The sequence below is a fragment of the Hymenobacter sp. CRA2 genome (genome assembly GCF_002007105.1).
Lineage (GTDB): Bacteria > Bacteroidota > Bacteroidia > Cytophagales > Hymenobacteraceae > Solirubrum.
In genome coordinates, this window is record NZ_MVBC01000010.1 from 181,480 (window position 1) to 201,403 (window position 19,924).

Genomic DNA, 19,924 nt, shown 5'->3' on the forward strand with positions numbered 1-19,924 from the left:
TTAGGAAGCGGTGGTCATGGCGTTGGCGTCGTTGAGCACCGAGAGCAAGGCGGCCTGCACGTAGGCCTTCATTTTCTGGGCGCCCTCCTGCACCGTGGCCGCGTGGATGGTAGTTTGGCCCAGCTGCTGCACGTTGATGGTGATGTTGGTGTGGCCGCTGGCCGCGGGCGTGGCGCTGCCCCGTCCCTTGGCGTCGGGCAGGCCGATGCTGGCCTTGGGTGCCGCGGCAGGCTTGGCGCCGGTGGCTGACCACAGCTGATCAGGCTTTTTGATGTCGCCCAGGGAGTTGGCGGGCTTTTGATCGGCCTGGAAGGAAGCCACGCCCTGCGCATACCCTTCCTTGGCCTTCTGACTGATGTTCATCAGCTGCGTCACACCTTGGGCCAGCTGCGCCGGATCCATCGTGAAAGCGCCGGCAATGACGTTGCCCAAGCCTTTGAATAGCTCCATAGCGCCGAAGGCAAACCCGTAGATGAAGCCACGGAAGCTTTCAAACTTGTTCCAGCAGTACAATACCGCCGCCCCCAGCGCTACCACGGCAGCCACGATGAGCCCCACCGGATTGAGGTTCATGACGACGTTGAGGATTTCCTGCACCGCTGTCCAGGCCTGAGTCAGCATCACGGCACCTTGCAACACGGCCAGAAAGCCGCCGATGGCCACCGCCACGATGCCGATAACGTTGCCCCATTCCTGAATGAACGGCCGGGCCTGATTGATCAGCTCCAGCAAGCCCCGGACCCAGCCCAACACCTCCACCACGACCGGAATTAGTGCCTCGGAGAGCATACTTTGGGTGGTGCTCCAAGCATTATCAAACCGTGCCAGATTGGCCGCGGCCGAAGTTTGCGCAGCCGCCAGATCCGGCCCGGCCACCTGCGCCAGCTGCGCCGCAAACCGGGGCAGAAAGTCCTCGGACGATACCTGGCCGGCGTCCAGCATCTTCTCGAACTGCTCGCGGCTCACGCCCATGGCGTCGGCGGCGATGTTCAGGGCGTTGGGCAACTGATTACCGATTTCCCCGCCGAAGTCGGCCATGGACACGGTCCCGTTGCCCACGACTTCGCCCAGCTGCTCGAACAGGGCCTTCACGTCGTCGCCGGGTGCGCCCATCACAGTGGTAGCGGCGGCCACCTGCTGAAAGATGTCGCGGGTGGCCTGGCCCTGCAGCCAGGTACCGTTCAGCGCCTTTTGCAGCGTGAGGAAGCTTTCTTTGGCCCCGCCAATGCCGAGCCCCAGCTCATTGCTGGCCTGGTCCAGAAACTGTAGGGTTTTGGTGCCCTCCTGCGCCGAGCCGGCGAGGTAGCTGATGGCTCCGTCCAGGCCCTGTTGCTCTACCACCTCGCGCACGCCCGAGAGCACCGAATCAAACTTGCCGGGCAAGTCCCAACCTTCCACCGTCTCGTGCAGGTCGAAGGGCTCTTTGTCCTTCGATTGCGGGAGGCCGCGCAGGGCGCGCTGCGCTTTGCCGATGCCTTTTACATCGATGTTGATGGTTCGTTTTTTCGTCAGGTCGTCGAGCGTCGTGTTGAGCGCCTCTACCTGTTTGGTAGCATCCGCCACGGCGCTGCCGATGTCGTCGGCCGCGCTTTTGACGTTGCCGGCCAGGGCCTCGAACTGCGCCGTGGCCCGCCGGGCGGCCGCCGTCAGCTTGCTAAGAGCCGCCGCGCCGGCGTCGCTGGCCTTGCGCAGCGGAACCGTCATCAGGTCCTGAAACTGCAGCGTGTAGTCAATTATCAGAGTAGCCATAGGAGAGAAAGAAAAAGGGGGAGCTTCCGTGCGGCCGCTCCCCCTCGTCACGCGGATTGGTGCAGCTGCCGGTGTAGCCACTGGGCTTGGCCGGCTTTGTCGCACCACACCTCGTCGGAAAGCGTCTCCGGATGTGGAATGTGCAGGTAGTGGCTGATCAGGGCATCGGCTTTGCGGATGCCGTCTTCGCCGTCCCGTTCATCCACGGGCAGCACGGTTAGAGCTTTTTTAGCGCGCCATCGAGCACTTTCACGGCCTGCACCGACTGCATGGCGGCGGCGCAACGGATTTCGTCGTCGGCCAGCAGGCGCGCATCGGAGCTATCCTGGATGAGCAGGTTTTCGAGCAGAAATTCGCCGGCTTCGAACACCTGGTGCTGGGCAATCAGCGACATGGAGCGGGCAATGTGGGCGCGTTGCGGCTTGCGCAGGTAGCCCGTCACCTGCCCGCCGCCTTCGGTGTCGACGACAAGCTGGTAGTGGGCGTCGGCGGGCTTGGGCGCCGCACCGACGGTCGAAATGGTCAGATCAGTCATGGTTCAGCGGGATTATTTCCACTCGATGTGGGAGATGATGAGCTCGTGCTCCACCTGGATGGCCGTGTCGCCCGACTTCACGTCGCGCTTGTTGCCCTTGAACTGGGCGTTCATCAGCTTGTGGGTCACCAGGCGGTTGGCCGCGTTCTGGTAGCTCACCACGATGGGAAAGGGTGGAATGTCCTGCAGGCGGCCCGAGCCGATGGCCTGCGCCAGGCGCTCCGATTCCTTGGCTTCCACGGTGATGCTGGCCTTGCACTCGTTTTTGCCGTAGCCGCGGCTGACGGGGAAGATGCCGGCGCCGAAGTTGTCGGTGATTTCCTGCGTGTCTTCGTAGGAAATGGCCGTGATGCCGAGGATGGTGCGGCCCAGGGCCTGGGCGTTGATGTCGGCCCAGCCGTAAGCCACGCCGTTGATGAGGGGTTGTGCCATGATGCTTAGGCCTGAATGGATTTGGTGAACCCGACGGTGCCTTTGATTTGCCGGGCCGTGCCCACGGGCACGATGGAGAAGTTGATTTCGACGGTGGAGGTGGCCAGCACGTCCTGGTCGGGGTTGACGTACACGTCTTCGGCCGATATTTCACCGGCGCGGGTCAGATTGGCCTGCAGGGCGGTTTTGCCCTTGGCTTCCAGCTCGCCCACCAGCTGCGGCTGCAGCTGGCCCTCGGGGGTGAGCAGCAGCGGCCCTTTCAGCCCCGGCAGCAGGGCCTGCCGGATGACGCGGGCAGCCTTGTTGATGGTGCGCACGTTTTCGATGTAGGCGTAGTCGCTGTCGACTTTGGCGCAGGTGTGCGAGTCGTTCCAGTAGAAGCCATCGAAGCCCGTGTGCTTCACCGCGAAGACGTAGCCCTTGTCATTAAGCGCGGTGATGTCTCCGTCGGCCAGCGCCGTAATCTTCTGCCCGTTGCAGAGGCCAGCAGCCAGGAACTTGCCGTCCGAAGCCAGGTTGAACTTGTCGAGCCAGCCGATGTTTTCGTGCACCTGCGCCACCGACAAATCGCCCAGCAGGGTGCCCACCGCGGGCACTGCCGGCCGCCCCGTTCCGGGCGTATGGTCCGAGCCAATGACCACCGACACGCCTTCGGCTTCGCCGCCGGTCATGTTGCGCAGATTCAGCAAGCCAGCCAACGAGGTGGCCAACCCATGCCCTCCCAGCAGCACAAACACGGGGCGGTGCTGCTTGAACTCTTCGTCGACCAGCTCGGCCGCTTTGGGGATGGCAGCCACCACGTCGGCGTTCAGCCCGTCGAGGGTGGTAGCGGTGTAGCCCGCGGCCGAATCCAGGCAGATTCCCAGCTGCTTGATAGCGCCACCGGCATCGAGCAGCAGCTGCTTGGCGTGGGAGTTGGCATGGTCGGCCATATCGGCCATCGACACGGTGCGAGACACTACGCGCAGCCACAGTACGCCGGCCGGGCTCTGGCGGAAAAACTCCGAGACGTGGTAGAAGAGCTCAGCGCTGTTGGCGGTGTCGTACACCGCATCGATGCCCAGGTCCTGCAACTGACGCAGGGAACGGATTTCCACGGAGGTGTTCAGCGGAAGGTCAGTAGTGCCTACGCCTTGGGTTACGAGCCCGCTTACACCGTCTTCGGTGGGGCGCTGACGGCCCAGGCCACCGCGGCCTTTGGTAATGATAACGTCTGGCTGTGCCATTAGTTAAAAGGGTAAGAAATGAGGGTTTGGGTATTGCCGCAGTTGTAGTCCGCCGCGGCCTGGCGGGTGGTGAAGTAGTTGCCGTCGCCGGTGCCGTAGAGTTCGGTTTTGCCCAGGCTGCGCATCAGCTGCTGGGCCATGGCACGGTCGGCGGCGGTGGGTTTGGGAGGTTTCGCGCGAGGCGTTTTCATGAGGTAAAGAGGGGGTTATGGGTACCGCCAAGCCAGAAAGTCAGGCCAAGGCTTCGCCCTCCAAGCCCTCGGCCAACCTTCGCTCGATGGACGGTCGGTGGGGAGCTGCTTGGCGCTTGGGGCGTGGGGACGAAGCGGAATGGGGCCCGGGCTGACCGGCTTAGTGGTCGTCGGTGGTGGGGCGGCGGGCGCGGCTCGCGTCGGCGCAGGTAAACTGAGCCGTGACGGTGATGGTGGTCAGCACCGTAAAGGCGTAGGGCAAGAGCGGCCGCCAAACGGCGGGCACGCTGTCGGCGTCGGCCTGCAGCACTTTGGTGGTGGCCAGCAGGCCCAGGCACAGCAGCTGTACCCGGCGCCAAAAGGCGGGCGTGGTGGCCCGCAGACGTTGCCAGAGGGTTTTCATCGGAGGGCGCGTAAGGAGAGGTTGAACAAAGCGTAGCTGCAGACCACGCCTGCCGCGGCACCCGCTACAAATACCCACCACCAGGGCCAGCCGGCCGGTTGGTACCACGCGTAGTGCGGGGCGGGTGGGCAGGGCCGCAGTTGCTGGCGCACCACCTGCGCCGGGGCCGTGGTGCGCAGAGCTTTGCGCACGAGCTGCAGTTGGTAGCCGCCGGACTGGTACCACACCCGCCCACGCACGCCCAGCGTGTCGAAGCAAAGCGTATCCAGGGGGACGGGCCGGCTGTGCACCCACTCCCGCACGCGGCGGGTGGCGGCACGGCGCTGCACGCTGTCGAGCGACACTTCTGCCTGGCGCAGCAGGGAGTCGAGGCGGCGCACGTCGAGCACATGGCGGGCCGAATCGGCCGGGCTGGGGCGGTACACCACCCGCGCTTCGGCGGCGGGTAGCACCACCGGCACCTGCACCCGCACGGTTTCGGGCACCGTCAGCTCAGGGTGCTCGGCCAGCAACTCGGCCACTTGCTGCTGAGGCGTCGGGCGCTCCAGCAAGCGGCAGCCCGTGAGCACCGCCAGCAGTATGAGGGTATGGGTGGGTTTCATTTGGCGGAGGGTTTGGGAATGCCGAGGGCGCCGCGGATGGCGGCCATGTCTACTTTCACGTCGTTGACGGCCTGCAGCACCTCTTTCTGGGTCTGGTCCTGGGCGTTGAGGCGCTGGTACACGTCGGCCTTGGTTTCCTTGGCTTCGGCCAGGTGCTGGGCCACGGTGGTTTCGGTATTGGTGAGGCGGTGCTCGGTGCTGATGGCGTAGCCGAAGGCGCTGGCGCTGAGTAGCATGCAGATGCCAGCGGCCCACTTCACCCAATCCGCCGTTTGCTGTTGCGTACTCATGCTGCGCGGGCGTTTATCAGGGCGTAAAAAACAGCTTGGCTTCTTGGCGGCGGCGCTTGAGCAGGCCCGCCAGGATGCGCTTTTCGCCGGCCTCATCCACCAGCCCGTCGCCGTCGTTGTCCACGCCGTCGCGGGTGCCATCGGCCTTGCACCACTGCTCGAAGGCCCAGCGGATTTGGGCTGATGGGCGGCCGTTGTTCACCAGCCAGATCAGGGAGTTCTTGGTCTTGGCCGACTTGCTGCAGGCTCCGGTGCCCACGTTGAAGCACCACGACACCAAAGCATCGAACTGGTTCTGGGTGTAGGGCACCCGCAGGGCCGCGGCCACGGCGGCTTCGTAGCGCACCAGGTCTTTGGCCAGCAACTCGGCGGCTTCTTTTTCGGTGAGCACCGCCTTGCGCAGCGCCGCCTCCGCTTCCTGAATCACGTGGCCGTACCCGATGGTGGGCTGGTAGGCGGCGCAGTAGTACAGGCGGGGCATGAAGGTTTCAAACCCTTTGATGAGGCGGATACCGTTGGGGGAAGTTTTCATAGCAGAAAGGCTGAGTGGAAGAGGAATGGTGAGCGGTTCCCGGTCCGGTGGTGGGCCATCTGCGGCCGGCCGAAGCGGCGAGCAGTGCAGTGGCGCCGATACCGGGGTGGTTGTGCCGGATTGGTGACCCAAAACTCCTTCCCGGCGGCGCCAACGGCAAATCGGCCTCCGTAGTCGTGGGAGATTTTGCCACAACTAATGGCAAAATCTCCCACGACTACCAAAGCAAAATAGGCCAAATGGACGCCTGCAACGCAGATTTGCAGCAGTTACACCGCCACAGCCTCACGCAAACCGCCGCCGCACCCGGCTAAAACCATTAGCAAGACCAACTCCTGGTCCGGCGGCTACCCAGTGCCCGGCGTTCCTCACCTTTTTTCGACATCCTTTTCACCCGGCAACAGCCACTTTTTTCTTACCTGTACATGTTACACACCCTTCTCCCCCATTTGGCCGATCATCTGCTGGCCGCCGTACCGGCCCTGGCCACCGTGGACCTGGATCGGGCGCAGCTGGACCGCTCCGACCTGCCGACGCCGCTGGCCTACCCCGCCGTGTTCCTCGATCTGGAAGATGCGCCGTGGACGGATCTAGCCGCCGGCATCCAAACCAGCCGCGCGACGTTGCGCCTCACTGTAGCCCTGGCCTTGGACAGCCTGGCTACCGATGGCAGCACTGAGCGCAGCACCGCCGTGGCGCAGTTGGAACTGCCGCAGCTGATTCACCAGGCGCTGCAGCACTACCAGGGCCCTGGCTTTGGCCCGCTGAGCCGAGTGAGCTACCGCCGCGACCGGCCCCAACACCCACAGGCGTACTGCCTGACGGTGACGTACGCCACCCAATTGCTCGATCAGGCGGCAGCGCCCGACTACCGTCCCATCAGCAACGTGGAATTGCAGCCGCAACTGGCCAGCCGCCCCCTGCCGTTGCCCGAAGCCGAACCGTACGTGCTGCCGCAGTAAAACACCAGCGCCCCGCCGTGTGGTGACGGCGGGGCGCTGGTGCGTGGCGTGGGCGTTTGGCGGCCGCGCTGCCTCGGCATGGCGACGGGTGCTCAGACGGCTCCTTTGGCGTAGGTAATGTTCTCGACGGTGCCTATCGACAGGCAAAATTCTTCGGCCAGCTGGGCCAGCACAAATTCACGGCTGAGCTTGCGCGGCCGGGGTGCATCCAAGTAGCGGGCTTTGAACAGGGCGCGAATTCGCTCGTCGCGCTTGGTTCGGTTTTGTTGGCGGGTGGTCACGCGTGTAGGTAGGTGGAGTGCTGGCCACTAAAGAACCCAGGGACTCACCGCGGCCAGAACGGTGCGCTCCAATCAAACAAGTAGAAAATACGGCTCCCTCACGCGCCGGCGCACCCACCATCCCGACGGTGGTCCGGCGTACAATTGAGCACCTGAACGGTCGGCCTAGCCGGCTGGCTCCGCAAGCATGCTGCCCGCCGCAGGCCGCGACGTTTGCACGACGCGCGCCGTGTACGCAGCATTAAAAGCCGCTACGATAACGCCTTCTATCTGCTTGCGGGGCGCCGAAGCGGGTAAATTGGTGACGGCCGCCAGTACGTCGGCAATGGCGCCGATCCGGGCGGCGTGTTCGGCGGGGGTAAGTGGAATGATGAGGGATGAATGGCACATGGCAGTCAACTACAGGGGTGGAATGGGGGTCAATCAGGCCAGCGCCCGAGGCCGCTTCCGCTTTACCTCACCAAGGCATGGCCTACAACTCAGCAAAAAATCGTTACAATATTTTACATAACGTTAAAAAGCGTTAAGCAGTTGCCAAAAAATAGGCTAACATTCTACTCCCAGCGGAGGTGAACAAACATGAAGTTGCCTAAGAAAGCAAATTTTGTCGATTCCACGAACTGCTCCAAGTACAACAGCGAAGAATAAAACGATGCAAGTTTAAGTTAAATTCAGTTACTTATCAATAATTTTTAACACATTTAGTTAATTAACGTTAAAACATCATGTACCTTCGTTCCCAGGCCTTAGCACCTACCCCCATGTCTGATCCTGCCACACCTAACAAAGCCACCCGCCTGGAGCGGCTCCGGCGCGAATCCGGAATGAGTTTGTACGAAGTAGGCGCTATAGTGGGCAAAAGCCACACGACCATCGCCCGCTACGAGTCCGACCCCCGAGCCGGCATAAAGCAACCCACCTTACAGGCGCTGGCCCGGGTGTACAAGACTACCCCCGAGTTTATCGAGACCGGCCAGTCGCCGGAAAGCAACATTGCCATTCCCGACACCAACTACGTAGAATTGCCCTTTTTCACGCATACTGCCTACGGCACGTTCGCCGCCAACTGCCTCGACGACCTGCCCGAGGACTACACCACCATGTGGGTACTGCGCCGCGAGGGCCGCGACTACCGCAATGCCCGCGTGCTGGAAGTACGCGGCAACAGCATGGCCCCGCGCTACCCCCACGGCTGCTGCGTGGCCGTACGCCCCGTGCAGGACGGCGACTGGCAGTATGCCACCGGCGTGCACGCCATTTCGCTGCGCAATCAGATGTTCATCATCAAGCGCATTACCAGCAACCAGAATGGCATTTTGCAGCTCAGCAGTGACAGCAACGGCGAGGTGATGACCATCGAGCTGGGCGACATCAACTGCATGTGGAAGGTGGGCGAGAAGGTGTACGAGCCGGGCGAAGACTAGGCCGCCGAGGTTGCGGGCCCTAGTGGCTGTGCAGCTCCAGGAAGCGGCGCAGGCTTTCCTGGTCCTCAAACTCGCCGCGGCCGAACACGCGCGGGTGCGGGCCGGAGCCAAACACGACTTCGGCCGAATGCCCGTCGTCGGCGAGGAATACGCACAGCAGCTCGGGCCCGAGGTGTTGCTCGAACTGATTGCCGCCCGGGCGGCTACGGCTGGCTTTGATGCGCTTGGTTCGCTTCAGGCCGAGGCCTTGGAGTAAGGATGTAAGCATACGCGGGCGGCAGGGTGCCAGTGCGCGCGTAACTCCCCTCCCAATCCGGGAAGTTCCGGCCGCCGATGAATTAATTGTTAACTGTGCTACCCGCAGCCACAACTCCTTGTAGCTCAGCACAGCGGCGGTGCCGCCCGTAACCCGCAGGCAGGTTTTGCGGTTGGGAAGTTCTGTGACGCCTCCCGCCGCCTTTCCCTTCCACCACGCCCTGCCCGTAGCCTGGGCGCCGCTGTACGCCCACCCGCTGCCCGCCGGGCACCGCTTTCCCATGCTCAAGTACGAGCTGCTGCCCGAGCAGCTGGTGCGCGAGGGGACCATCCCGGAGGAGAGCCTCTTCGTGCCCATTCCACTGCCCGAAAAGTTCACGCTCGAAACGCACGACGCGCAGTACTACCAGCGCCTCAGCCAGGGCCAGCTCACGCGGCAGGAAGAGCGCGCCACGGGCTTTCCGTGGTCGGAGCAGCTCGTGCAGCGCGAAATCACCATCCTAGGCGGCACGGTGCAGTGCGCCCGTCTGGCCCGCCACACCGGCGTGGCCCTGAACGTGGCCGGCGGCACGCACCACGCCTTTGCGGCCCGCGGCGAGGGGTTTTGCCTGCTCAACGATCAGGCCGTAGCGGCCAACTACCTGCTGAACCACGAGGGCATCGGCCGCATCCTGATTGTGGACCTCGACGTGCACCAGGGCAATGGCACGGCCGCACTTTTTACTCACGAGCCGCGCGTGTTCACGTTTTCCATGCACGGCGGCCGCAATTACCCCGCCCGCAAGGAACAGTCCGACCTGGACCTGCCCCTACCCGATGGCACCGACGACGCGGCGTACCTGCGCCTGCTCACCGACACGCTGCCGCGCCTGTTCGACGAAGTACAGCCCGAGTTTGTGTTTTACCTCGCGGGCGTGGATGTGCTGGCCACCGATAAACTCGGGCACCTGGGCCTCAGCCGCGAAGGCTGCCGGCAACGCGACCAGCACGTGCTCGGGCTCTGCCACCGCCACCGCGTGCCCGTAGTAGTGTGCATGGGCGGTGGCTACTCCGAGCGCGTTGCCGACATCGTGGAAGCCCACGCCAATACCTTCCGCGTAGCCGCCGACCTGTGGAGCTAGCCCGCGGGCTTACTGCACAATAACCACCATGCGGCGGTTTTGCTCGCGGCCGGCGGGGTTGTCCGTACCGTCGGGCTGGGCGTTGGGCGCTATGGGGTCGGCTTCGCCGAGGCCCTGCAACTCGGCCGGCAGCGTTATCTGGTGGTCCTTCAGCCAGTCGGCTATGGCCTGCGCCCGGCGCTGCGACAGAATGAGGTTTTGGTTGTCGTCGCCTTGGGCATCGGCGTACACTCGGATGAGCAGCTGCCGGCCGCTGCTTTGCTGAATGGCCCGCGCCAGTTGCAGCAGCTGCCCGGTGGCCTGCTCCTTAATCAGGGCATCGGTTGGGCCGAACACCGCGTCGGTCGGCAACGTGAAAGCCGTGCCGTCGGCCGTTTGCTGGCCGTGCAGCTCGGTGGGAGCCGGGGCGGCAGCAGTCGTTGGCTGGTCTTGCTGGCAGGCGCTCAGCAGCAAGGCCAGGCCGATAACCGGGAGAGGAAGCTTCATAACGGGCGTGGGTGAACCCAAAAATACGCGTCGCCGGCCCACCGCCTACGCCTGTCCCGCCAGGATTAATTGCCAGCGAAACGCCCAGCGCCAGCGCAGCTGGTAGTTCTGCACGCCGGCCCGGCTCAGCAGCCGCTGCCAGTCGTGGCGCTGGAAGCCGCGCAGCACCGATAGCGGCGCGTCGTTCTGTACCAAATACGAGCCGCCCAGCAGCCGCGTCAGCCAGCGGATGCTGTGGTAGGCCAGCGGGTGCCGGTGCAAATCGTTGATGACGACGGCCACGCGGGCCTGCTGCTGCCACTGCCTTAGCATCTGCGTCAGCTGCTCGTCGTCGAAGTGGTGGCAAAACAGGCTGCACATGATGATGTCGGGCCGAAGGGCGGCGAAATCCGGCGCGAAGATGTTCTGCTGCACGTAATGGATTTCGGGGTACTGCGCACTGCGCCCGGCGGCGTATTCCACCATGAAAGCGTTGGCATCGACGCCGATTAGCGCTACCGGCAAGCCGCGGCTCCGGGCCCAGCGCGCTACGTGCCGGAGCGTGTCGCCGCCGCCGCTACCTACGTCCACTATCTGCACGGGGCGCTCGGGCGCAAACTGCGGCTGCAGCCCGGCCAGCGCGTGCGTTATCACCCCGTAGCCGCCCAGCCGGGTGTTGATGACTTCCAGCTCGTCGAGGTTCTGCCGCAGCGCCTCAGAAGCCAGCGTCAGGTCGTCCATCAACTCCGCTTCGGCCGAGCGGGAGGCAAAGTTGGGCATTGGAGATAAATCAAGAAGCCGGAGAAACGAGGAAAAAGAAATGAAGAAGCTGTTTGAGAACGGTCATGTCGAGCTTGCCGAGACATCTCGCGTGCTGATGCCGGATAGTAACCCGATTCGTTCACCGAGAAGAATAGTACGCGAGCGAGATGTCTCACAGGGCTCGACATGACGGGCCAAGGACTTCCCGAAAAGCTTCGAAAGGCAGAATGTGGTAATCAGGCATTCTTCCTTCATCATTCCTCCTTCTTTCTTACTGATAGGCCACGCGCAGCAGCATGGCTTCCAGGGTCAGCCCCGGCCCGAAGGCGAAGCTGAGCACCGGGGCGCCGTCGTCGGCTTTGAGCAGGTGGCGCTGCAGCTCGCGCAGCACAAACAGCACCGTGGCCGACGAGAGGTTGCCGACTTCGTGCAGCACGCGGTAGGCGTGGCGGTTGTCGGCAGGGGCCAGGCCCAATTCCTGCTCAATGGCTTCCAGAATGCGCCGCCCGCCGGGGTGAATGGCAAAGTGGCGCACATCGGGCAGGCGCACGGGCAGGTGGCGCAGCAGGCCCTCGGTGAGCTTGCGGATGCCCTGCTTCACCAGCCGCGGCACGTAGCTCGACAGGGTCATTTCAAAACCAAAGTCGTTCACGTGCCAGGCCATGTCGGCCTGCCCGTCGGGCTCCAGGCCGCAGTGAAAAGCCGTCAGCTCCAGATTGGGGCGCCCGGGCACGGGCTGGCTGGTCACCAGCGCAGCGGAGGCCCCGTCGCCAAACAGCGCGTTGGCCACCAGATGGTCTTCTTCGGTACGCTTCTGAAAGTGCAGCGTGCAGAGCTCGGTGCACACCACCAGCACCCGCGCGCGGGCATCGGCGCGGCAGAAGGCGTCGGCCAGCTTCAGGGCGTTGAAGGCCGCGTAGCAGCCCATAAAGTTCACGCAGGTGCGCTGCACATCGGGCCGCAGCCCCAGGTGCTGCACCAATTCGATGTCGAGCCCCGGCGCGTACATGCCCGTGCAGCTCACCGACACCAGGTGGGTGATGCTCTGTGCATCTACCTCCGGCGCCTGGCGCAGGCAATCCAGGGCGGCTTCGGCGGCCAGCGGCAGGGCTTCGCGCCGGTACACGCGCATGCGGGCGCCTACCGTGGGAAAGGGCTCCAGATCAGCCGTGTTCGGAAAGAAGGTATACGCCCCCAGGTCGCGGCCATAATCGGGCAGCACCGTGTGGCGGTAGCCGATGCCCGACATGCGGTAAATGGCCCGCAGCTTACGCGTACCAGCCTCGTCCATACCGTGGGCGCGGGCCATAAATTCGGCAATCTGCGGCTGCGGCAGCCGGTGCGCCGGCGTTGCCGTTCCGATGGCGCTGAGGTAACTGGTGGTCATGCAGGGGCAGTATACGGGAATTACGCAGGAATGAAGAAAGCGCCGCAAAAAGCCCGGCACCACACGCGCCGGGCCTTGCCTGCTGCTGCCGCCCTGCTCATCAAAACGCGCTTCCGTGCGTCTGACGCACCAAGGCGCGCACCACGCCCGGCGCGTAACGCAGCGTACCGATAACGGCATCGGTGAGGCGCGGCCCGCCGAACAAGCTCTGCACCCAGCGCCCGACCTGCAGGCGCTGGGCAAAGGTGCGCTGCCAGTCGCGGGTATAGCCCGTTTCCAGCGCGGGCCGGACCACTTGCCCGCGCAAAAAGCCATCGGTGTGCCCGGCAGCCAGGGTGGCCCCGTGCATGGCCATGGCCATGCCGTTGCCGCACAGGGGCGTAATCAGGCCGGCCGCGTCGCCGCACATCAGCACGTGCTGCTCCACGCAGGTTTTGGGCGCGAAGGAAATTTCGTTGATGACTTCGGGCGCCGTGTACAGCCGCTCGCTCTCGGCAAACACGCGCTGCAGGTGCGGGTTGCGGCCGAGTACTTCCGCCTCCAGCGCCGGAATGCTGCCATGGCGGCGCAGCTGTTCGCGGGTGGTCAGGTAGCAGAAGCAGTAGCGGCCGTCTTCTATTGCCGAGAGGCCCGCGTAGCCGTCTTCGAAGTTGTGCAGGGCGATGAGGTCGGCGGGGAAATCCAGCCGCAGGTGGTATTTGACGCCGACAAAGGGCGAGCGTTGCCGGAAAAAGGCGCGGTCGAGCTGCCGGTCCAGCGTGGCGCGCTTGCCGTAGGCGCCCAGCACCACCCGCGCCGCGAGCTGTTCGCCCCCGGCCAGCGCCACCCGAAACTCATCCGCCGCAGCGTCGAACTGCACATCGGTAACAGTAGCGCCCAGCCGGAATGTTACGCCCCGGGCCGTAGCCCGCTGGTACAGAAACTCATCCAAGGCGTAGCGGCTGATGCCGAAGCCGCCCAGAGCCAGCGCGGCCGTGAGTGTGCGCCCGCCCGGCGCCGACACCAGCAGCCGGCTGATAGCGGCCGGGTTCAGCGGAGCCGGGTCGGCGCCGAGCCGCTGCAGGTAGGGCCGCACTTCATTCGACACGTACTCGCCGCACACGCGGTGAAAGGGGTAGTGTCGCCGTTCCACCAGCGTCACCTGCCAGCCCCGTTGCGCTAGGTCCAGGGCTGCCGTCAGGCCGGCCAGGCCGCCGCCTACAATTACGACATCGGAACGGTCGACCACGGAATAATTCAAGGAGAGTAAGCCAATAATCGGTGGGCAACGCCGATTGGTCGGGAAATATTGTGCGATTATAGGAAAGCTACCACAAGAGCCCTATATTTTGATAACTTATTTCAAAATAAGCCGTTACTTTTGCGGATGATTTGCGCTGACCGCGCGGCGTCATTCAGTTTCCCCAACCCCTGACGCACTACTCGCTTACCTTTTTTTATGCCCAAACGACTACTTTACGGTGTACTGGTGACTGCTTTTAGCGTGTGCTGTTTGCAGAGCAGCTTGCCAGTAGTAGCCGCCCAGAGCCAGTCTGCTCCGCGGGCTGTTGCAGCTTCTTCTCCGGACGAGAAGAACATCGTGGTGTACCCCAACCCCAGCTCCGGCGTAGTGCACATCTCCGTCACCGGCTTCGAAGGCCGCAAAACGGAAATGCGCGTGCTGAACGTCATCGGCACGGTAGTGTACCGTGAAACCATTACCGAACTCGACAACCGCTTTACGCGCACGCTCGATCTGAGCCGCTTTGCCAGCGGCCTGTATTACGTCAAAATTGACGCAGACAACAACAGCGTGATGCGCAAACTGGTGATTCGCTAGGTACCTGTTTTCCTTAAGATCCGCGCGGGCGGCCTTCCTTCGGGAAGGCCGCCCGCGCTTCTTTTGCCCCGTGGCAACCCGTTACCGGTGGCTAGCCGCAGCGCCCAACAAAAAAGCCCTTCCGCCGGGGCGGAAGGGCTGATGATGCAAACAGAAGAACCCGAGTTAGCGGCGATTATTGGCGCGAACCGGTACCGGCTGGAGCTGAGGTTTCCGGCCACCCAAAAGGCGGTTCAGCAGCGCGGCCAGTTGTTCGGCGAGCGAATTCAGCGTCATGGAAAAGTACAGAAAAAGTGAAAGCCTACACACCAAAGTACGTAGATTAACCATACCGGGCTAACTCTAGTTTCCTTTTTTTCGCTCAACGGCCGATTCTGCTCGCAGAAGCTGCTTTACCACTCGCCGGGCATCGTGAGCCACACCGCCCATCAGGGCCGAGCCGCGGCTGTCGAGCCACGGCAGCCCGAGGAAGGCCAGGCCCGCCGGCTCGCTGAGGCCGCGGTGGTGCCGGGGCAGCCCGTCAGCTTGTATGATGGGTAGCTCAATCCAGCTATAGTCGGGGCGGAAGCCAGTGGCCCACACCACGGCCCGCAGGGGCGGCGTGGCCCGGCGCTGGCCTTCGATGCTGGCACCCGCCACCCCGGTTGCCCGCCCGATAAAGTGTGCGTTAGTGAAACGGCGCAGCGTGCGCAGGGCATCGGCTACCACCGGCTCGGGCTGGCCGTGCATAAAGCCGCCTACCAAGCCGTGGCGCGAAGCCTGCAGCAGGCCCAGGCTCTGCAGCGTTACCCACATCAGCGTGTTGTTGGGCATGGCTTTGGTACGCTCGTCGTAGGCTATGTACACGGGGCGGCCGGTAGCGGCCACATCGGCGGCAATCTGCACGGCGGAGTTGCCGCTGCCTACTACGGCCACGGGACCCGTACCCGGCAGCTGGCCCGGGCGCTGGTAGGCGCTGCTGTGTAGCTGCAACACGTCGGGGGCCAGCGCAGAGGCCCAGGCGGGAATTTTGGGTGTGGCCAGCCCCCCGGTGCACACGATTACCCGCTGCGCGGCGTAGCGCGTGCCGCTGGCGGCCGTCACCTCGAAAGCGTACGGCCCGGCGGCCCTGAGGCGCACCACCTGCTCGTTCAGGCGCACATCGAAGCCGAAGTGCGCGGCGTACCGGCGTAGGTAGGCAGCCGCTTCGTCTTTGGTGGGGTAGCGCCGCTGGCTACCGGGCCAGGGCAGCCCGGGCAGGCCGCTGGCCCAGGCTGGCGAAAACAGCCGCAGCGAATCGTAGCGGCTCGCCCATTGTGCCCCGATGGTTGGAGCCTGCTCCAGCAAAATGCTTGATACCTGCGCCTGCTGCAGAAAGTAAGCCGCTGCCAACCCAGCCTGGCCTGCGCCAATTATCAGCGTATCGGTGTGAACGAAGGAATCGGGAGCGAGCATACGACAGCGGAAAGTGGCGCAAATAACGGACCGCGCGCCGACTTAGAGCCGTGCTGGGATTTTCGTTTTAGGTCATGCTAAGCGAGGTCGAAGCATCTCTACCGAACAACGAAGCGGTAGAGATGCTTCGACTTCGCTTAGCATAACGGGCTTTGACCAAATCCAAACACGCTCTTAATCATGCTTTGACAGGCGCGCGGCAAATGAGGCATGACGGCCTGAAGCTCTTTGGGGCACAACCCAAGCCCCACTCTCTTACCCGGCCGCAACTGCCACGCGCGGAACAGCCGTGGCCAGATCAGCTTTCAAGTGCTGGGCCGTGTAGTGCGCCAGGGCCATAATGGTGAGCATGGGGTTGACGCCGCTGCACGCCGGGAAGGCCGAGCCGTCGGCTACGTATAGCCCGCGCAGCTCGTAGGTTTCGCCGGTGGGGCTGACGGGGTGCGTGGCGCGCTGCCCGCCCATGCGACAGGTGCTCATCTGGTGGGCGCTGTAGAGCCCGAAGCGGTTCGGGGACCAGTCGAGCTGCGGCAGGCCGTCGAGCACCGCGGGGTTTTGGATGCGGCCGTCCTGCACCTGTAGCGTGGGCAGGGTGCCGTGGGGCAGGAACACGGTATGGGCGCCGGCGGCCACGTGGATTTCGGCGGCGGTGCGCACGGCGGCGAGCATGCTGCGCCGGTCGAAGTCCGAGAGGCGGTAGCTGATGAGGGGCTGGCCGTGGCGGTCGGTGCGCACGCGGCCCCCGTCCCGGTCGCGCGTCAGCACGATGAAGGAGCCTAGGTGAGCCGCCTGCTGCATCAGCTGCTTGTGCTGCGCCCCCGAAAGCCACGGCAGCGTCATAGCCATCAGCCCCAGGTGCGCGGGCGGCGTCTCGATTTTGGCGCCAAAGTTGGTTCCGTCGAGGCGGGTGCACGAGTCGTTGACTACCGACATGCTGGGCCCGTACCACGGCTCTATTGGCCAGGGGTACGCGCCTGACACGGCCACCGTGGGGTGCAGGTGCAGGTGCTGCCCCAGGTGCGGGTGATGCAGGCCGGAGCGCAGCAGCAAGGCCGGCGTCTGGATGGCGCCGCCGGCTACCACCACGCGTTTGGCGCGCACCGTCACACGCACGGCCTGGCCCGCGGCCGTGGTGTGCAAGGCCTCGGCACCGGTGGCGCGGCCGGCCTCCTGGGTGATGCGCGCCACCCGGGTATCGGGCAGCAGGCGGGCACCGTGCGCGGCGGCGGTTTTCAGGTAGGTATTGAGCGTGCCCTGCTTGATGCCGTACCGGTCGCCGAAGGTGCTGAAGCCCAGCCCGCGGAAGTGCTGGTCGGAGTCGTCGAGGCCCAGTTCGTTGCGCGGAATCAGGCGCGTGGGCTGGCCGAGGCGCTGGGAGCCGTCGAGCAGGGCCTGGTTCTGGCCGTTGTGGCGCGCATAATCGGTGTTGACGTGCAGAGCGGCCGTTACGGCATCGAGGCTGGCCTGGAAGGACGGCTGCGTGAAATGCGGCGCCTGATGCTCGCGCGCCCACTCCTCCAGCACGTAATCGGGGGTGCGGAAGGAGCCAGCCCAGTTGACGGTGGTGCCGCCGCCCAGACAGGAGCCGGCCAGCAGGGTCACACCGCCGTCGGTGGTGCTCAGGGTGCCGCGCCCGTCGTAGAGCTTGCCGATCATTTCGGCCTCGCGCTGGTTGAAGTCGCAGCCGTGGCAGTAGGGGCCTTTGTCGAGCACCAGCACGTCGTGGCCGGCGGCAGCCAGCTCGCCGGCCACCACTCCCCCACCGGCCCCGCTGCCGATAACCAGCACTTCGCAGCTGTACGTCACGTCGCGGTCGGGCTGGAGCGTGGGCAGGGGGCGTGGGGTATCCACCAGCCCATCGGTGAGGGCCAGCGGGCCGGGGTAGCCGGCGGCGGCCCAGGCGGCATTGGGCGCGGTAGCCACCGAATCGGCATAGTACAAAAACGTCAGCAGCTTGCGCAGGGCCTGAAAGCCCTGGCGCAGCGGCGGCAGCGGGCTCTGAGCCCAGCACTGCAGCAGCCGCTCGCGCTCCGCCGCCGTGAGCTGCCCAAATGGCCGTAGCGGCCCGCCCCAGCTCAGTCCCAGCAGGCGGCTATCGAGCAACGCGAGCAGTTGGCGAAACTGGCGCTGCGCCCGCTCTGGCTGGGCCTCGATGGCTGCGGCAACCAACTCCAGGCGGATGCGCTCGGCGCCGTGGCCTTGCAAGAACCCGGCGTGGGCGTCGGCAGCAGGCAACGACGGAATAAAGGTATCGGCAAGGACCAGCAGAAGTTGCTGATGGGCAGCGGTAAACATGATATAAGCGAGAAGCGGCGCGGGCACGGCCGGGGCCATACCAGTGGCGGTGGGATGGCACAAAAGATACGCATTCCGACCGAAAAGCTCGGCATGCCGACTATCAATCAGCGCTGTTCAGTAGGCTTATTGACAAAGGACTTCGTCAGGATGAGAGGCGGTTTTGTTCGCTTTGTCGCGCCTTCACAGGCCCATATCGGTCCAAGTGTCACTCCACCCACCTCAGCCCAGGTACTTCAGCAGCATATCCACCATATGACGCACTTTGGGCGTGTAGGGCGGGTAGAAGAACTTGATGCCCGTGGCCCCAATGCGCTGGCGCAGCACCGCTTTTTCGTTGGAAAAGGCCACAAAGCCGTAGTGGCCGTGCGCCCGCCCGATGCCGCTGTTGCCGCTGCCGCCGAAGGGCAGTTCGGGGTGGCCCAGGTGCACGAGGGTTTCGTTGATGCAGGCGCCGCCGGCGGGCACGCGGCCGAGCAGGTAGCGTTGGTTTTCGTCGTGGCCGGAAAAGAGGTACAGCGCCAGCGGCCGGGGGCGGGCGTTGATGAAGTCGGCGGCTTCCATGAGCGTGCTGAACGTGCACACGGGCAGCAGCGGGCCGAAGATTTCCTCCTGCATCACGGCGCTGTCCAGGGGCACGTCGAGGAGCACGGTGGGCTCGATGAAGCACTGCGTCTGGTCCACGCTGCCGCCCACGGCCACGGTGGCGCCGCGCCGTTGCGCGTCTTCGAGCAGGCGGGCCACGCGCTGGAAGTGGTGCCCGTTGACGATGCGCGCCAAAGAAGCCGACTCGCTCACGCTGCCGCCTTCGGGCTGGTAAAAGCGGGCCAGCACGCCGCGGATTTCGGCCACCAGCGCGTCGCGCACGCTCTCGTGCACCAGCAGGTAGTCGGGCGCCACGCAGGTCTGACCGGCATTCACGCACTTGCCCCACACGATTTTCTCGGCGGCGTCGCGCAGGTTGGCGGTGGCGTCCACCACGGCCGGGCTTTTGCCGCCCAGCTCCAGCGTCACGCTGGCCAGGTGCTCGGCGGCGGCGCGCATCACCACCTTGCCTACCTGCGGCGAGCCGGTGAAAAAGATGTGGTCGAAGGGCAGGCTGAGCAGCTCGGTGGCTACGTCCTTGCCGCCTTCCACCACGCTCACCTCGGCCGGCTCAAACACCTCTCCCACCAAGCGCGCCAGCAGGGCCGATACGCCCGGCGTCATTTCGGAAGGCTTGAGCACGCAGCAGTTGCCGGCGGCCAGGGCCGAGGCCAGCGGCCCCACGGCGAGGTAAAACGGGTAGTTCCAGGGGGCGATGATCAGCGCCACGCCCTTGGGCTCGTACTGCACCCAGGAGCGCGTGCCGAGCAGGGCCAGTGGCACACCCACCCGCCGCGGGGCCATCCACTGCCGCAGGTGCTTCAGGGCGTGGCTGATTTCGGCCTGCGTAGCGTAGATTTCCGTGACGTCGGTTTCGGTGGCGGGCTTGCGAAAATCCTGGTACAAGGCCTGCTGAATGGCTTCGCGGTTGCGGGTAATCCAGTCGTGCAGGCGCTGCAGGCGGGCGGCGCGGGCGGTAGCGTCCTCGCGGCGCAGCACGGCGCTACGGGCCTGCTGCTGGGCCAGCAGCACTGGTAACGTGCCGACGGCTGGCGGCGGTAGAAGCGTAGGAGCGGTGGGCGAGGCAGTGGTAGCGGACATAGCAGCGCGGCCCCAAGCGGGGCCCTGGCCTAAAGTACGCGGAAATATTGGCGGCGCTAAACCGGCGGCTACG

24 protein-coding genes are annotated in these 19,924 nt (G+C 64.6%); 4 read left to right on the top strand and 20 right to left on the bottom strand.

What is annotated here, in order from left to right:
* From B0919_RS16575 to B0919_RS16615, 10 genes are all read right to left on the bottom strand, one after another.
* A complete protein-coding gene (locus B0919_RS16575; RefSeq protein WP_078013392.1) occupies positions 1 to 1,749 on the bottom strand; it encodes a tape measure protein in 1,749 nt (582 codons plus the stop codon).
* A 47-nt stretch (positions 1,750 to 1,796) separates the two neighbouring features.
* The gene (locus tag B0919_RS25350; RefSeq protein ID WP_176133089.1) at positions 1,797 to 1,955 is read right to left on the bottom strand and encodes a hypothetical protein; all 159 of its coding nucleotides are present in this window, start codon (positions 1,953 to 1,955) and stop codon (positions 1,797 to 1,799) included.
* An 11-nt stretch (positions 1,956 to 1,966) separates the two neighbouring features.
* Positions 1,967 to 2,284, bottom strand: coding sequence for a hypothetical protein (locus B0919_RS16580; protein WP_078013393.1), 318 nt, complete (start codon positions 2,282 to 2,284; stop codon positions 1,967 to 1,969).
* Positions 2,285 to 2,296: 12 nt separating this feature from the next.
* Positions 2,297 to 2,716: a hypothetical protein gene (locus B0919_RS16585; protein ID WP_078013394.1), complete on the bottom strand. Its 420-nt coding sequence runs from the start codon at positions 2,714 to 2,716 to the stop codon at positions 2,297 to 2,299.
* Positions 2,717 to 2,721: 5 nt separating this feature from the next.
* Positions 2,722 to 3,942, bottom strand: a complete 1,221-nt coding sequence (locus B0919_RS16590) for a DUF2586 family protein (protein WP_078013395.1) — start codon at positions 3,940 to 3,942, stop codon at positions 2,722 to 2,724.
* Positions 3,942 to 4,133, bottom strand: coding sequence for a hypothetical protein (locus B0919_RS16595; protein WP_078013396.1), 192 nt, complete (start codon positions 4,131 to 4,133; stop codon positions 3,942 to 3,944). The genes B0919_RS16590 and B0919_RS16595 overlap by 1 nt, the downstream gene beginning before the upstream one ends.
* A gap of 160 nt (positions 4,134 to 4,293) precedes the next feature.
* Positions 4,294 to 4,536: a hypothetical protein gene (locus tag B0919_RS16600; RefSeq protein ID WP_078013397.1), complete on the bottom strand. Its 243-nt coding sequence runs from the start codon at positions 4,534 to 4,536 to the stop codon at positions 4,294 to 4,296.
* A complete protein-coding gene (locus B0919_RS16605) occupies positions 4,533 to 5,138 on the bottom strand; it encodes a hypothetical protein (RefSeq protein WP_078013398.1) in 606 nt (201 codons plus the stop codon). The genes B0919_RS16600 and B0919_RS16605 overlap by 4 nt, the downstream gene beginning before the upstream one ends.
* Entirely contained in the window at positions 5,135 to 5,428 is a 294-nt protein-coding gene (locus tag B0919_RS16610) for a hypothetical protein (RefSeq protein WP_078013399.1), read from the bottom strand. Before B0919_RS16610 ends, B0919_RS16605 begins: the two co-directional genes overlap by 4 nt.
* 16 nt (positions 5,429 to 5,444) lie before the next feature.
* Positions 5,445 to 5,960 (bottom strand): lysozyme, encoded by a 516-nt coding sequence (locus B0919_RS16615; RefSeq protein WP_078013400.1) that lies wholly within the window; start codon positions 5,958 to 5,960, stop codon positions 5,445 to 5,447.
* Positions 5,961 to 6,385: 425 nt separating this feature from the next.
* Between B0919_RS16615 and B0919_RS16620 the strand changes: the two genes are divergently transcribed.
* Positions 6,386 to 6,922: a hypothetical protein gene (locus tag B0919_RS16620; protein ID WP_139362189.1), complete on the top strand. Its 537-nt coding sequence runs from the start codon at positions 6,386 to 6,388 to the stop codon at positions 6,920 to 6,922.
* Positions 6,923 to 7,014: 92 nt separating this feature from the next.
* Here B0919_RS16620 and B0919_RS16625 read toward each other — a convergent pair whose 3' ends face one another.
* Positions 7,015 to 7,203: a hypothetical protein gene (locus B0919_RS16625; RefSeq protein WP_078013402.1), complete on the bottom strand. Its 189-nt coding sequence runs from the start codon at positions 7,201 to 7,203 to the stop codon at positions 7,015 to 7,017.
* Positions 7,204 to 7,368: 165 nt separating this feature from the next.
* Entirely contained in the window at positions 7,369 to 7,593 is a 225-nt protein-coding gene (locus B0919_RS16630) for a hypothetical protein (protein ID WP_078013403.1), read from the bottom strand.
* Positions 7,594 to 7,964: 371 nt separating this feature from the next.
* Here B0919_RS16630 and B0919_RS16635 point away from each other — a divergent pair, with 371 nt between their 5' ends.
* Complete coding sequence (locus B0919_RS16635) at positions 7,965 to 8,627, top strand: helix-turn-helix domain-containing protein (protein ID WP_176133090.1); 663 nt, start codon at positions 7,965 to 7,967, stop codon at positions 8,625 to 8,627.
* A 19-nt stretch (positions 8,628 to 8,646) separates the two neighbouring features.
* Here B0919_RS16635 and B0919_RS16640 read toward each other — a convergent pair whose 3' ends face one another.
* Positions 8,647 to 8,895, bottom strand: coding sequence for a hypothetical protein (locus B0919_RS16640; RefSeq protein ID WP_078013405.1), 249 nt, complete (start codon positions 8,893 to 8,895; stop codon positions 8,647 to 8,649).
* 172 nt (positions 8,896 to 9,067) lie between these two features.
* Here B0919_RS16640 and B0919_RS16645 point away from each other — a divergent pair, with 172 nt between their 5' ends.
* Positions 9,068 to 10,003 (top strand): histone deacetylase, encoded by a 936-nt coding sequence (locus B0919_RS16645; RefSeq protein ID WP_254846598.1) that lies wholly within the window; start codon positions 9,068 to 9,070, stop codon positions 10,001 to 10,003.
* A gap of 9 nt (positions 10,004 to 10,012) precedes the next feature.
* Here B0919_RS16645 and B0919_RS16650 read toward each other — a convergent pair whose 3' ends face one another.
* The 4 genes from B0919_RS16650 to B0919_RS16665 all read right to left on the bottom strand — a co-directional run bounded on the left by B0919_RS16650 (position 10,013) and on the right by B0919_RS16665 (position 13,845).
* Positions 10,013 to 10,489, bottom strand: coding sequence for an OmpA family protein (locus B0919_RS16650; RefSeq protein WP_078013406.1), 477 nt, complete (start codon positions 10,487 to 10,489; stop codon positions 10,013 to 10,015).
* A 45-nt stretch (positions 10,490 to 10,534) separates the two neighbouring features.
* Complete coding sequence (locus tag B0919_RS16655; protein WP_078013407.1) at positions 10,535 to 11,248, bottom strand: methyltransferase domain-containing protein; 714 nt, start codon at positions 11,246 to 11,248, stop codon at positions 10,535 to 10,537.
* A 253-nt stretch (positions 11,249 to 11,501) separates the two neighbouring features.
* Positions 11,502 to 12,617 (bottom strand): type III polyketide synthase, encoded by a 1,116-nt coding sequence (locus tag B0919_RS16660; protein WP_078013408.1) that lies wholly within the window; start codon positions 12,615 to 12,617, stop codon positions 11,502 to 11,504.
* Positions 12,618 to 12,717: 100 nt separating this feature from the next.
* A complete protein-coding gene (locus B0919_RS16665; protein WP_078013457.1) occupies positions 12,718 to 13,845 on the bottom strand; it encodes an NAD(P)/FAD-dependent oxidoreductase in 1,128 nt (375 codons plus the stop codon).
* Positions 13,846 to 14,055: 210 nt separating this feature from the next.
* Here B0919_RS16665 and B0919_RS16670 point away from each other — a divergent pair, with 210 nt between their 5' ends.
* Positions 14,056 to 14,436 carry a T9SS type A sorting domain-containing protein gene (locus B0919_RS16670; RefSeq protein ID WP_078013409.1) on the top strand — a complete coding sequence of 127 codons (381 nt, stop codon included), beginning with the start codon at positions 14,056 to 14,058 and terminating at the stop codon, positions 14,434 to 14,436.
* 342 nt (positions 14,437 to 14,778) lie between these two features.
* Here B0919_RS16670 and B0919_RS16680 read toward each other — a convergent pair whose 3' ends face one another.
* The 3 genes from B0919_RS16680 to B0919_RS16690 all read right to left on the bottom strand — a co-directional run bounded on the left by B0919_RS16680 (position 14,779) and on the right by B0919_RS16690 (position 19,851).
* Complete coding sequence (locus B0919_RS16680) at positions 14,779 to 15,870, bottom strand: flavin-containing monooxygenase (protein WP_078013411.1); 1,092 nt, start codon at positions 15,868 to 15,870, stop codon at positions 14,779 to 14,781.
* Between the two features lie 255 nt (positions 15,871 to 16,125).
* Entirely contained in the window at positions 16,126 to 18,165 is a 2,040-nt protein-coding gene (locus B0919_RS16685) for a GMC family oxidoreductase (RefSeq protein ID WP_176133091.1), read from the bottom strand.
* Between the two features lie 222 nt (positions 18,166 to 18,387).
* Positions 18,388 to 19,851 (bottom strand): aldehyde dehydrogenase family protein, encoded by a 1,464-nt coding sequence (locus tag B0919_RS16690; RefSeq protein ID WP_078013413.1) that lies wholly within the window; start codon positions 19,849 to 19,851, stop codon positions 18,388 to 18,390.
* Positions 19,852 to 19,924 lie beyond the last annotated feature (73 nt).

Excerpts from the sequence above, each read along its gene's own strand:
- B0919_RS16575 (WP_078013392.1), bottom strand. The coding sequence starts at position 1,749 with ATGGCTACTCTGATAATTGACTACACGCTGCAGTTTCAGGACCTGATG.
- B0919_RS16580 (WP_078013393.1), bottom strand. The coding sequence starts at position 2,284 with ATGACTGATCTGACCATTTCGACCGTCGGTGCGGCGCCCAAGCCCGCC.
- B0919_RS16585 (WP_078013394.1), bottom strand. The coding sequence starts at position 2,716 with ATGGCACAACCCCTCATCAACGGCGTGGCTTACGGCTGGGCCGACATC.
- B0919_RS16590 (WP_078013395.1), bottom strand. The coding sequence starts at position 3,942 with ATGGCACAGCCAGACGTTATCATTACCAAAGGCCGCGGTGGCCTGGGC.
- B0919_RS16595 (WP_078013396.1), bottom strand. The coding sequence starts at position 4,133 with ATGAAAACGCCTCGCGCGAAACCTCCCAAACCCACCGCCGCCGACCGT.
- B0919_RS16600 (WP_078013397.1), bottom strand. The coding sequence starts at position 4,536 with ATGAAAACCCTCTGGCAACGTCTGCGGGCCACCACGCCCGCCTTTTGG.
- B0919_RS16605 (WP_078013398.1), bottom strand. The coding sequence starts at position 5,138 with ATGAAACCCACCCATACCCTCATACTGCTGGCGGTGCTCACGGGCTGC.
- B0919_RS16610 (WP_078013399.1), bottom strand. The coding sequence starts at position 5,428 with ATGAGTACGCAACAGCAAACGGCGGATTGGGTGAAGTGGGCCGCTGGC.
- B0919_RS16615 (WP_078013400.1), bottom strand. The coding sequence starts at position 5,960 with ATGAAAACTTCCCCCAACGGTATCCGCCTCATCAAAGGGTTTGAAACC.
- B0919_RS16620 (WP_139362189.1), top strand. The coding sequence starts at position 6,386 with ATGTTACACACCCTTCTCCCCCATTTGGCCGATCATCTGCTGGCCGCC.
- B0919_RS16630 (WP_078013403.1), bottom strand. The coding sequence starts at position 7,593 with ATGTGCCATTCATCCCTCATCATTCCACTTACCCCCGCCGAACACGCC.
- B0919_RS16635 (WP_176133090.1), top strand. The coding sequence starts at position 7,965 with ATGTCTGATCCTGCCACACCTAACAAAGCCACCCGCCTGGAGCGGCTC.
- B0919_RS16640 (WP_078013405.1), bottom strand. The coding sequence starts at position 8,895 with ATGCTTACATCCTTACTCCAAGGCCTCGGCCTGAAGCGAACCAAGCGC.
- B0919_RS16650 (WP_078013406.1), bottom strand. The coding sequence starts at position 10,489 with ATGAAGCTTCCTCTCCCGGTTATCGGCCTGGCCTTGCTGCTGAGCGCC.
- B0919_RS16655 (WP_078013407.1), bottom strand. The coding sequence starts at position 11,248 with ATGCCCAACTTTGCCTCCCGCTCGGCCGAAGCGGAGTTGATGGACGAC.
- B0919_RS16660 (WP_078013408.1), bottom strand. The coding sequence starts at position 12,617 with ATGACCACCAGTTACCTCAGCGCCATCGGAACGGCAACGCCGGCGCAC.
- B0919_RS16670 (WP_078013409.1), top strand. The coding sequence starts at position 14,056 with ATGCCCAAACGACTACTTTACGGTGTACTGGTGACTGCTTTTAGCGTG.
- B0919_RS16680 (WP_078013411.1), bottom strand. The coding sequence starts at position 15,870 with ATGCTCGCTCCCGATTCCTTCGTTCACACCGATACGCTGATAATTGGC.
- B0919_RS16685 (WP_176133091.1), bottom strand. The coding sequence starts at position 18,165 with ATGTTTACCGCTGCCCATCAGCAACTTCTGCTGGTCCTTGCCGATACC.
- B0919_RS16690 (WP_078013413.1), bottom strand. The coding sequence starts at position 19,851 with ATGTCCGCTACCACTGCCTCGCCCACCGCTCCTACGCTTCTACCGCCG.